We start from the raw sequence: 12420 nt of genomic DNA on the forward strand, positions 1-12420 counted from the left end.
AGGTTAAACTTATGTTTCTCACCAGCACTCTGAATGTTACCTATATTTGGCATTTTAACACCTGCATACAACACAATTATAACACTGTAAGGTGTGTGTAAGTTGCTGTAAATAAACTATGTTTATCTTTTTTTGATATCAACATGTCATCCTTATATGTTAATTAAAAAAGGTCAAGATGTCATTTGTCTGATGTTTGCTGTTATTTCACTTTATCTTTAGGACTTATCTTTTATGAATCTTTAATCTTGTTGGCAGTAGGTCGGGTCAATACCAGTTTCAATATCATGACCTGTACCGCCCAAATAAACTTAGGAGATAAGCAACATGGGTTCTGCCAAGAAAATAGGGCTATTTGCATGTACCGGCGTTGTCGCTGGTAATATGATGGGGAGCGGTATTGCATTATTACCTGCCAACCTCGCTGGCATCGGTGGTATTGCTATTTGGGGTTGGGTTATTTCTATTATTGGTGCAATGTCTCTGGCTTATGTTTATGCCCGACTGGCAACCAAGAATCCACAGCAAGGTGGCCCAATTGCTTATGCCGGGGAAATATCTCCAGCATTCGGTTTCCAGACTGGTGTGCTTTATTATCACGCAAACTGGATTGGTAATCTGGCAATCGGTATTACCGCTGTTTCTTATCTCTCTACATTCTTCCCAATTCTGAATGACCCCATTCCGGCTGGCATCGCCTGTATTGCTATCGTCTGGATATTTACCTTCGTGAATATGCTCGGTGGTACCTGGGTGAGCCGTTTGACCACTATTGGTCTGGTGCTGGTATTAATTCCGGTGCTGATTACTGCGATTGTCGGTTGGCATTGGTTTGACGCGGCAACCTATCAGGCGAACTGGAACACTTCCAACACCACTGATAGCCACGCGGTCATCAAAAGTATCCTGCTCTGCCTGTGGGCCTTCGTGGGTGTTGAATCCGCTGCGGTCAGTACCGGTATGGTGAAAAATCCTAAGCGTACTGTTCCACTGGCAACCATGCTGGGAACAGCGATGGCAGGTGTGGTTTATATCGCAGCCACTCAGGTTATCGCCGGTATGTATCCTGCGGCTCAGATGGCGGCATCCGGTGCGCCGTTCGCTATCAGTGCTTCAACGATTATGGGCAGCTGGGCGGCTCCAATGGTTTCCGCATTCACCGCCTTTGCGTGTCTGACTTCTCTCGGTTCCTGGATGATGCTGGTGGGTCAAGCCGGTGTTCGTGCAGCAAGTGACGGTAACTTCCCGAAAATTTACGGTGAAGTGGATAACAACGGTATTCCTAAGAAAGGTCTGTTGCTGGCTGCCGTGAAAATGACTGCGCTGATGGTGCTGATCACCTTGATGAACTCCAGCGGTGGTAAAGCTTCTGACCTGTTTGGCGAACTGACTGGTATCGCGGTACTGCTGACCATGCTGCCTTACTTCTACTCCTGCGTTGACCTGATTCGTTTCGAAGGCTTCAACATTCGCAACTTCGTGAGCCTGATTTGCTCGGTACTGGGTTGTGCGTTCTGCTTCATCGCGCTGATGGGGGCAAGCTCCTTCGAACTGGCCGGCACCTTTATCGTCAGCCTGATCATCCTGATGTTCTACGGCCGCAAAATGCACCAGCGTCAACATGCTAACGACGCAACCGACAGCTCTACCGCTGACGCGCTTTAATCGCTAACCCCTTTTCCTGGAGCACCTTCCTGACCTGTCACTTCGTGATGGGAGGGGCTCCCCATACCTGGAGATTCTACTATGAACGTTATCGCAATCATGAATCACATGGGCGTCTACTTTAAAGAAGAGCCTATCCGTGAACTGCATCGCGCCCTTGAACGCCTGGACTTCCGTATTGTCTATCCGAATGACCGCGAAGACTTATTGAAGCTTATCGAAAATAACGCCCGCCTGTGCGGTGTGATTTTCGACTGGGATAAATACAATCTCGAGCTGTGCGAAGAAATCAGCAAATGCAATGAATACATGCCGTTATACGCATTTGCGAACACCTACTCTACGCTGGACGTTAGCCTGAACGATCTGCGTTTGCAGGTTCGATTCTTCGAATACGCGCTGGGTGCTGCTGAAGATATCGCGAATAAAATCAAACAGAACACCGATGAATACATCGACACTATTCTGCCGCCACTGACCAAAGCACTGTTCAAATATGTTCGTGAAGGTAAATACACTTTCTGTACTCCAGGCCATATGGGCGGCACCGCTTTCCAGAAAAGCCCGGTAGGCAGCATCTTCTATGATTTCTTTGGTTCCAATACCATGAAATCAGATATCTCAATTTCAGTTTCTGAACTGGGTTCTTTGCTGGATCACAGCGGCCCGCACAAAGAAGCAGAAGAGTATATCGCTCGTGTGTTTAACGCTGAACGCAGCTACATGGTGACTAACGGGACTTCAACGGCTAACAAAATTGTTGGCATGTATTCGGCACCTGCCGGTAGCACCGTGCTGATTGACCGTAACTGCCACAAATCGCTGACCCATCTGATGATGATGAGCGATATTACGCCGATTTATTTCCGTCCGACTCGTAATGCTTACGGTATTTTGGGTGGTATTCCGCAGAGTGAATTCCAGCGCGCCACTATCGCCAAACGTGTGAAAGAGACCCCGAACGCGAGCTGGCCGGTGCACGCGGTTATCACTAACTCCACCTATGATGGCCTGCTGTACAACACTGATTTCATCAAGAAAACCCTCGATGTTAAGTCAATCCACTTTGACTCAGCATGGGTGCCATACACCAACTTCTCACCAATTTATGCTGGCAAATGCGGTATGAGCGGTGGCCGTGTGGAAGGGAAAGTGATTTATGAAACTCAGTCCACGCACAAACTGCTGGCGGCGTTCTCTCAGGCTTCAATGATTCACGTGAAAGGTGATGTCAACGAAGAGACCTTCAACGAAACCTACATGATGCACACCACCACTTCTCCGCATTATGGTGTGGTTGCGTCGACAGAAACCGCTGCGGCGATGATGAAAGGCAACTCTGGTAAGCGTCTGATTGATGGCTCAATTGAGCGTTCTATCAAGTTCCGTAAAGAGATCAAACGCCTGAAAGGTGAGTCTGAAGGCTGGTTCTTCGACGTCTGGCAGCCAGAACATATCGATGGTGCGGAATGCTGGCCGCTGCGCTCTGACAGCGCATGGCACGGTTTCAAAAACATCGACAACGAACACATGTATCTTGACCCGATCAAAGTCACCATGTTGACGCCGGGGATGAAGAAAGATGGCACCATGGATGAGTTCGGTATTCCGGCCAGCATCGTAGCGAAATATCTCGATGAGCACGGCATCATTGTTGAGAAAACCGGCCCGTACAATCTGCTGTTCCTGTTCAGCATCGGTATCGACAAGACCAAAGCTCTGAGCCTGCTGCGTGCGCTGACCGACTTCAAACGTGAGTTCGACCTGAACCTGCGCGTGAAAAACATGCTGCCGTCTCTGTACCGTGAAGATCCTGAATTCTATGAAAACATGCGTGTTCAGGATCTGGCGCAAAATATTCACAAACTGGTCGCGCATCACAACTTGCCGGACCTGATGTTCCGTGCATTCGAAGTGCTGCCAGCCATGATGATGACTCCGTACGTGGCATTCCAGAAAGAGCTGCATGGTCAAACCGAAGAAGTGTATCTCGAAGAGATGGTGGGCCGCGTCAACGCCAACATGATCCTTCCGTATCCTCCTGGTGTTCCGCTGGTTATGCCTGGTGAGATGATCACTGAAGAGAGCCGTCCGGTACTGGAATTCTTGCAGATGCTGTGTGAAATCGGCGCTCACTATCCGGGCTTCGAAACCGACATCCATGGCGCATATCGCCAGGCGGATGGTCGTTACACCGTTAAAGTGCTGAAAGAAGAAAACAACAAGTAATTGAAGTTCCAGGGGAAGTGGCTTGCCACTTCCCTTTAGATTGCGGACAAAGGTCACTAAACAGGTGTTGTAGGGTGGATAAGCGATAGCGCCATCCACCATTTTCTCCTGTTGTTACAGATAAAAGTGTCGGATGACGCTGCGCTTATCCGACCTACGCATAAAGGTTTGCTATCAACCATTTCCCTTTTACCTGCACCAGGGAGACTTCATGAAAACACCCTCACAGCCGCGCGCGATCTATTACATCGTCGCGATTCAAATCTGGGAATACTTCAGCTTTTACGGCATGCGTGCCTTACTTATCCTCTATCTCACCCATCAGCTTGGCTTTGATGACAGCCACGCCATCAGTCTATTCAGCGCGTACGCTTCTCTGGTTTATGTCACACCCATTCTCGGCGGCTGGCTTGCCGACCGCCTGCTCGGCAATCGCACGGCCGTGATTGCCGGTGCACTGTTGATGACGCTCGGCCACGTAGTGCTGGGCTTCGAATCAGACTCAACCTGGAGCCTCTATCTCGCGCTGGCGATCATTATTTGTGGCTATGGTCTGTTCAAATCCAATATCAGCTGCCTGCTGGGCGAACTGTACGCCGCGGACGATCATCGTCGCGACGGCGGTTTTTCGCTGCTTTATGCAGCGGGAAATGTGGGCTCAATCGCCGCACCCATCGCCTGCGGGTTGACGGCACAGTGGTACGGTTGGCACATCGGTTTTGCGCTGGCGGGGATCGGCATGTTTATCGGTCTGCTGATTTTTTTAAGCGGCCATCGCCATTTCAGCAATACCCGTGGCGTCGACAAGCAGGCGCTGTGCGCGGTGAAGTTTGTGCTGCCAACCTGGGGCTGGCTGGTGGTGATGTTATGCGTGGCTCCGGTTTTTTTCACGTTGCTGCTGGAAAATAACTGGTCAGGTTATCTGCTGGCGATCGTTTGTGTCTTTGCCGCTCAGATGGTGGCGCGGATCATGATTTCATCCCCGCATCACCGTCGCGCGTTGTGGCAAATCGTCCTGCTGATGCTGACTGGCACACTGTTCTGGGTTCTGGCACAGCAGGGCGGCAGCTCTATCAGTCTGTTTATCGATAACTTTGTTAACCGCCGCTTGTTCAATATTGAAGTGCCAACGGCGCTGTTCCAGTCGGTCAATGCTGTTGCGGTGATGACCGGAGGCGTAGTCCTGGCCTGGCTGATTCGCCCAGATGGAAAAACGCGTTCCGTGTTCCGTGTGTGGCTGAAATTCGCCTTTGGCCTGCTGCTGATGGGCTGCGGATTTATGATGCTGGCCCTCAACGCCCGTCACGGCACGGTTGATGGCCAGGCCTCGATGGGGCTGATGGTGGGTGGACTGGCTCTGATGGGGTTTGCCGAACTGTTTATCGACCCGGTCGCCATGGCGCAGATCACACGTCTGAATATGCCAGGCGTAACCGGAATGTTGACCGGCATCTACATGCTGGCAACGGGTGCGGTGGCGAACTGGCTGGCGGGGTTGGTGGCGCAACAGACCACTGAATCCAGTATCAGTGAAACGGCAATTGCCGCTTACCAGCACTTCTTCTCACAAATGGGTGAGTGGACGATTGGCTGTGTGGCGGTGATTGTGCTGCTGGCTGTTGGTGCCCGATTGCTGTTTTCCCCACCGGTGCCTTGCCTGCATGAACCTCACAGTGATTGATTTTTATCCATACAAGGAGCAGGTGTAAACCTGCTCCTTGCACCGTTTGGCTGTTAGGAGGAGGATGTTCTGGTGGTGGTGTAAGCCAGCGATTAAATAACTTAAGTTTGGCTATTGCTGAGTGAAATCAGCCTGAAATGAATCTAAGAGCGCCATTATTATATCGTGCGATTTTTTGGCAATGATGCCTGAAATGAGGAACCAACATGTCTGAACAACAAGCACAATGTGCCGATGAGGCAATTGACCTTAATAATGAACTGAAAACTCGTCGTGAAAAGCTGGCTGCGCTGCGTGAGCAGGGTATTCCTTTCCCGAATGATTTTCGTCGTGACCATACTTCTGACCAATTGCATGCGCAATTCGATGGCAAGGATAACGAAGAACTGACCTCCTTGAACGTTGAAGTTTCTGTTGCTGGGCGAATGATGACTCGCCGCATCATGGGGAAAGCTTCCTTCGTGACTTTGCAGGATATGGGCGGTCGTATTCAGTTATACGTTGCACGTGATGCTTTGCCTGAAGGTGTCTATAACGAACAGTTTAAAAAATGGGACCTTGGCGACATTATTGCCGCTCGCGGTACGCTGTTCAAAACCCAAACTGGCGAGCTGTCTATCCATTGTACCGAGCTGCGTTTGCTGACCAAATCGCTGCGCCCGCTGCCGGACAAATTCCACGGTTTGCAGGATCAGGAAGCCCGCTATCGCCAGCGCTACCTGGATCTGATCGCCAACGACAAATCGCGTCACAATTTTAAAGTCCGTTCGCAGATCCTCGCCACTATGCGCGAGTTCATGGTGGCTCGCGGCTTTATGGAAGTCGAAACCCCAATGATGCAGGTGATCCCTGGCGGCGCATCCGCACGCCCGTTCATCACCCATCACAACGCTTTAGACATGGACATGTACCTGCGTATCGCGCCGGAACTGTACCTGAAACGTCTGGTGGTTGGCGGCTTCGAACGGGTATTTGAGATCAACCGTAACTTCCGTAACGAAGGGATCTCCGTGCGCCACAACCCAGAGTTCACCATGATGGAACTCTATATGGCGTATGCGGATTACAAAGATCTGATCGAACTGACCGAATCGTTGTTCCGTACTCTGGCGCTGACTGTGTTGGGTAAAACGGAAGTGCCATATGGCGAACAGACTTTCGACTTCGGCAAACCGTTTGAAAAACTGACGATGCGTGAAGCTATCAAAAAGCATCGCCCGGAAACGGATATGGCGGATTTGGATAACTTCGACTCGGCAAAAGCTATCGCCGAGTCTATTGGTATCAAGGTTGAGAAGAGCTGGGGCCTGGGCCGCATTGTTACTGAAATCTTTGACGAAGTGGCAGAAGCACACCTGATTCAGCCGACTTTCATCACTGAGTATCCGGCCGAAGTTTCTCCGCTGGCACGCCGTAACGACGTGAACCCGGAAGTGACCGACCGCTTTGAGTTCTTCATCGGCGGACGTGAAATCGGTAATGGCTTTAGCGAGCTCAACGACGCTGAAGACCAGGCTGAGCGCTTCCTCGAGCAGGTGAACGCGAAAGCAACCGGTGACGACGAAGCAATGTTCTATGACGAAGACTACGTGACCGCGCTGGAATATGGCCTGCCGCCAACCGCTGGCCTGGGCATCGGTATCGACCGGATGGTGATGCTGTTTACTAACAGCCACACCATTCGCGACGTTATCTTGTTCCCTGCGATGCGTCTGCAGAAGTAACTTGCTATAAAGATAAGGCCCCCTCGCTCAGACAGGTGAGGGGGCTTTTTTGTGGTGCATTAGTGCGTGACGACTTTGGTTGTCAGTGTCGGCATCTCCCAGGCACCGCCTGGCCGGATCATCTGACAACGCCCGGTGCTCCGGGCTGCACTGTGCACAAAATGTTTACCATCCCATACCCATTGTTCCACACTCAGGCAGTCACCCAGACCACGGCCTTTCATGAAAAATTCAACGATGCCATCATCCCAGGAGGTTGCGCTGTCGGTCACTATTTCTGCTGGGCTGGACATATCGTTGCTAATCACAAAATACATATCCCCGGAGTTGTAGGCAGCCATCCAGCATGGCGCAATCACCAGTGACTGGTTTTCATTGAGGCTGGCAATTTGCCAGGTGCCATTGATTCGCTCTTCATCGCAGTCACTATCTGCACCGGTAAACTTGATGATAGACGGTTTAATCAGCGCAGTTTCCTGCGGTGTCATGTCACGGCTTTGTTTATCGCGCACCGGGGCTTTCACTATCACCGGTTCCGGGACGGGCATTTTGACCGCCGATTCGTTGTTGTTCCCTTTCTTTATCAGCGCACCGGTGGTACCCACGCGGCCCTGAACATCATCCATTTTCAGCAGTACTGCACTGGAACCTGCACCGGAGAAAACGTATTCATGAAGATTGTTTTTAAAGCTGATTTTGCTGTCGCGACGCAAGGCCTGCTTGAATGCAGTGAACTGATTTTCACTCATTGTCCAGACATCGCCATCCGCCGTGGAAAGTTTGCCCAGCGATTGGTTATCTATTAGCAGCAGGGGTTGCCCTGGTGTTTTGCTGGCGGCTTCGCTGTCATAGTCGGCAAGCATCACCTGGTTGATAACAGCGGTCGATGGCCCCGCTTTGCGGGTTATCAAGACGGTTGATGCAGGATCGACATCGTTTGCTGAATAGCCAGCTGCACGGCAGGTCAGCGTGTTATCACACACCAAATCCCAGTCTTTATGTGTGAAACTTAACGCATCCGATGAAGAAGCTGCGCCAGCGCTCTGAGATATGGCTAATACCAGACCCGCGATACAAATACGGGCGCTGTGCTTACTAAAAACGTTGGGCGTGTATTTCCATTTAGTCATAGTGCATCCATTGAATTATTTAATGTTTCTGAATCGGATATAATTGTGCACTTTTTTTGCTAAAAGCTCTGTGATTAATGGTATGAATCTCAATCGTTTCTGTTTTTTGCTTTTGGCCTTAGCGGCTATGGGCAGCGCATTCCTGCCTCACCCTGTGGTGATGTGGTTCCTGTTTGCTAACCTGCTGACGGTGGTGATTTACGGTGCGGATAAAATGGCGGCTCGCAAAGCCTGGCGCAGAGTGCCTGAGTCCACTTTGCTGATGTTTGGTTTGGTTGGCGGATGGCCTGGCGCGATTGTCGGTCAGCAGGTTTTCCGCCATAAAACGCAAAAGCAGCCGTTTAAAACCTGGTTCATCATTAGTGTGATGGTGAATATCGTGGTGCTGGTGGCGTTATCACGCTATGTCTGGCAATGAAAAAGGCCAGTCGTCTGACCGGCCTCTTTCATTCATTGCGGGTGACGATATTACAAATCAGGCATGGGTCGCCGGTTTTTGTTGGGCATTTTCCAGCATTCTGCGTACTGGAATAATCAGGACGAACAGCACCGCCGCACAAATCAGTAACGCAATAGAACAACGTGCGAACAGATCAGGCAGCATATCCAGCTGGTCGGCTTTCACATGCCCGCCAATCAGGCCTGCCGCCAGGTTACCCAGCGCACTGGCGCAGAACCAAAGTCCCATCATCTGGCCACGCATTCTTTCTGGTGCCAGCAATGTCATGGTCGCCAGCCCAATTGGGCTCAGGCACAGCTCGCCGAGTGTCAGCATCAGGATGCTTCCGACCAGCCAAAGTGGCGACACACCCGCTCCGCCGCTGTTCAAGACATTTTGTGCCGCCAGCATCATCAAACCAAAGCCCGCAGCGGCGCATAAAATACCGATGATAAACTTGGTGATACTGCTTGGGCGGATGTTATTTCGTGCAAGGCGCGGCCACGCCCAGCTAAACACCGGTGCCAGTAAAATGATAAACAGCGCATTGATTGACTGGAACCACACGGCAGGGATCTCAAAATCGCCGATCATGCGGTCGGTATAGTCGTTCGCAAACAGGTTGAACGAAGTGGGTTTTTGCTCAAACGCAGACCAGAAGAAGGCCGCAGAAACCAGCAGAATAAAGCAAACCAGCAGCCTGGCGCGCTCTTTGCGGTTAAGCCCGGCGAACATGAACAGATAGATAAAATAGAGCGCTACCGACGCCGCAATCACGTATACCAGCACACTGGCAACCGCCACGGGGTTAATGACGATCACACCTTGTGCAATCAGTGTAACGATAACCGCCGTGCCGGCAGCCAGTACCAGCAACCAGCCACCGACACCTTTTTTCTTAGCAACAGGGCTGTTCCAGGTTGAATCCAGGCCCACTTCACTGTCGTAACGTTTCATTGCCGGAACGGCGAACACGCGGAAAATAACCAGCGCAACCAGCATTCCGATACCACCGATGCCGAAGCCCCAGTGCCAGCCGTGGGTTTTTATCAGCCAGCCGGAAATCAGTGGTGCGATAAACGAACCCATGTTGATGCCCATATAGAACAACGAGAAACCGCCGTCCCGACGCGCATCACCTTTTTTATACAGCGTCCCAACCATGACCGAGATGCATGTTTTGAACAGGCCAGAGCCAAGAACGATAAACATCAGGCCGATGAAGAACAGGTTGTCGCCGAACACAGCAGACAAGGCTATCGACAGGTGGCCGAGGGCAATGAGAATCGAGCCATACCAGACCGCTTTCTGCTGCCCGAGCCAGTTATCGGCAAGCCACCCACCAGGCAGTGCTGCCAGATACATACAGCCAGCAAAGATACCGACGATGGCTGACGCGTTTTCACGCGCAAGCCCCATACCGCCGTCGTAAACCGTCGCCGCCATAAACAGAATGAGTAAGGGACGGATCCCGTAAAACGAGAATCGCTCCCACATTTCAGTGAAAAACAGTGAGCCTAGTGGGTAAGGATGACCGAAGAAGGTTCGGCTCTCGTTGTGGTTAACCGAGGATTGCATAAATTCTCCAAAGAAGGTGCGTCGTTGTTTTTATGAGTGGCGAAATGCCCGGCGGCTAGCTGACTTGCCGCTCTTTAACACTCAGCAATTATTATTAGATAGCTGGATTTGTCTAACGCCAACCGCAGAACTTTTAGATGAAAAGTCGAGAAATGTCCACTTTTACAGATTTTATAGCGGAAGATATGAGATGTAGATTGGCATCCAGGGGGGAGTTTTGAAGTTATGCTAACGCGGCAAAAACCGCCATATGGCGCTCAGTGTGATCGAAAGCTAGTCGGCTTAGAGAGATTCTGGCGGGAGATAGTGCTTAACACTCAGGAAGAACGGACGCTCACATATTTTGAAGGTGAGCGTCCGGAAAAATTAATCTGTTTGCGAAGGGGATACTCACACTAGCTCTCGGAGTTGCTCCCGCATATATGAAGTAAAGTATTCAGGGTTTTTAATAATCACACGGTTGCCAGACTCTATCTTCTCAGCCCAACCAGCCATTTTTTTCGTGAAGTCACTATTCCATCCCTCCTGATCGCCTCGTGCGGTAACATCAGCAGCGCTTGCCGGTACCCCCAACTCCTTCAGATATTTAAACATCCCCTTAGCTGTGCTTTCGTCCATGGAATGTGGCACTGACACTGATGTGTTCATACCGCCAATGTAGTCCAATGCTTTATCAACGACTGCTGGCATATTCTTATCCTTAAAATTAACCATGTAAAAAACAAGTCTTTGTATACATTGATATCTATCAGCTAACCATATGAGATAAAAGTCACCTCTGCTCAGGATAAGCATTTTTTTTTAATATTTGTGATACAGCTGACGGGGTGGCTAGTTGATGACCAAATGACGTTTCGGTCTATGCGGATAAAGCGGGCGAGTGTCTGGTGGCTCATTTCAACCCGTTCTGTGATCTGGATTGAATTATGAACAACAACTACCGGCTGGATGGTTTACGCCATCAGCGCAAGTGGACTAGTATTGAGTTAAATTAAAGAACGCAGTTCTATAATGTAGAACAAAATACTAAACCATATGTTTTAAAAGGGGATTTTATGCAAGATACTGTGCAGTTCTCGGGAATAATTCCCCCTGTCTCCACTATTTTTACGCCGGATGGCCACCTCGACAAAGTGGGTACTGGTGAGCTGATTGACGATCTTATTCATGCTGGCGTTGATGGGCTGTTCTTTCTGGGGAGTGGGGGCGAGTTCTCTCAGCTTTCTGTAGAAGAGCGTGAGGACATAGCTCAGTTTGCGATTGCATACGTAAATAATCGCGTTCCGGTGCTCATTGGGACCGGTGGGACCAACGCCCGGGAAACCATTCGACTCAGCCAGCATGCACAAACTCACGGTGCCGATGGCATTGTGGTGATTAACCCCTATTACTGGAAAGTCTCCGAGCAAAATCTGTTTCGTTATTACGAGCAGGTGGCGGACAGTGTAACCTTGCCGGTGATCCTCTATAACTTTCCGGCACTGACAGGGCAAGACCTGACTCCTGCAATTGTTAAACAGCTGGTTGAGTCGAGAAAAAATATTGTCGGAATTAAAGACACTATTGATTCCGTTGCCCATTTACGCAGCATGATTGTGCAGGTGAAAGCGTTTCATCCGCATTTTTCTGTACTGTGCGGTTTTGATGATCACCTGTTTAATACGTTGCTGTTGGGGGGGGATGGTGGCATCTCCGCGAGCGTCAATTTTGCCCCGCAGCTATCGGTCGGGTTGTTGCGTGCCTTCCGTGACGGAGATTTACAACAAGCTGCGAGCCTGCACCAAAAACTGCTGCAAATTCCGCAAATTTATCAACTCGATACTCCGTTTATTAACGTGATTAAAGAAGCTATTGTGCTATGTGGCAGGGATATATCCACCTGGTGCCATCCTCCATGTGCGCCGCTTGACGCAGAGCGCCGGCAAAAGCTTGGGGCACTCCTGAAACAACTTGAACTGTGTTGAGTGGGAAGCA

Annotated in this window: 9 protein-coding genes; 6 read left to right on the plus strand and 3 right to left on the minus strand. The window is 50.4% G+C overall.

Annotated elements, in window-relative coordinates:
• Positions 1 to 327: 327 nt before the first annotated feature.
• From cadB to lysS, 4 genes are all read left to right on the plus strand, one after another.
• Positions 328 to 1665, plus strand: a complete 1338-nt coding sequence (gene cadB, locus EC843_RS13495; protein ID WP_064548828.1) for a cadaverine/lysine antiporter — start codon at positions 328 to 330, stop codon at positions 1663 to 1665.
• An 81-nt stretch (positions 1666 to 1746) separates the two neighbouring features.
• Positions 1747 to 3894: a lysine decarboxylase CadA gene (gene cadA / locus EC843_RS13500; protein ID WP_064548826.1), complete on the plus strand. Its 2148-nt coding sequence runs from the start codon at positions 1747 to 1749 to the stop codon at positions 3892 to 3894.
• 211 nt (positions 3895 to 4105) lie between these two features.
• Entirely contained in the window at positions 4106 to 5575 is a 1470-nt protein-coding gene (gene dtpD / locus EC843_RS13505) for a dipeptide permease DtpD (RefSeq protein ID WP_133522392.1), read from the plus strand.
• A 206-nt stretch (positions 5576 to 5781) separates the two neighbouring features.
• Positions 5782 to 7299, plus strand: coding sequence for a lysine--tRNA ligase (gene lysS / locus EC843_RS13510; RefSeq protein WP_133522393.1), 1518 nt, complete (start codon positions 5782 to 5784; stop codon positions 7297 to 7299).
• A 59-nt stretch (positions 7300 to 7358) separates the two neighbouring features.
• Here the strand turns inward: lysS and EC843_RS13515 are convergent, their stop codons facing one another.
• On the minus strand, positions 7359 to 8429 hold the full coding sequence (locus EC843_RS13515; protein ID WP_133522394.1) for a DUF1176 domain-containing protein: 1071 nt from the start codon (positions 8427 to 8429) through the stop codon (positions 7359 to 7361).
• A gap of 82 nt (positions 8430 to 8511) precedes the next feature.
• Here EC843_RS13515 and EC843_RS13520 point away from each other — a divergent pair, with 82 nt between their 5' ends.
• Entirely contained in the window at positions 8512 to 8847 is a 336-nt protein-coding gene (locus tag EC843_RS13520) for a DUF1294 domain-containing protein (protein WP_133522395.1), read from the plus strand.
• Positions 8848 to 8904: 57 nt separating this feature from the next.
• On the opposite strand, the gene EC843_RS13525 is transcribed toward EC843_RS13520, so the two are convergent.
• Both EC843_RS13525 and EC843_RS13530 read right to left on the minus strand, forming a co-directional pair.
• Positions 8905 to 10446 (minus strand): peptide MFS transporter, encoded by a 1542-nt coding sequence (locus EC843_RS13525; RefSeq protein ID WP_064548820.1) that lies wholly within the window; start codon positions 10444 to 10446, stop codon positions 8905 to 8907.
• A gap of 390 nt (positions 10447 to 10836) precedes the next feature.
• Complete coding sequence (locus EC843_RS13530; protein WP_064548818.1) at positions 10837 to 11136, minus strand: DUF1889 family protein; 300 nt, start codon at positions 11134 to 11136, stop codon at positions 10837 to 10839.
• 365 nt (positions 11137 to 11501) lie between these two features.
• On the opposite strand from EC843_RS13530, the gene EC843_RS13535 reads away from it, so the two are divergent.
• Positions 11502 to 12410, plus strand: a complete 909-nt coding sequence (locus EC843_RS13535) for a dihydrodipicolinate synthase family protein (protein ID WP_133522396.1) — start codon at positions 11502 to 11504, stop codon at positions 12408 to 12410.
• Positions 12411 to 12420 lie beyond the last annotated feature (10 nt).

Source organism: Buttiauxella sp. JUb87 (assembly GCF_004361975.1).
Lineage (GTDB): Bacteria > Pseudomonadota > Gammaproteobacteria > Enterobacterales > Enterobacteriaceae > Buttiauxella > Buttiauxella ferragutiae.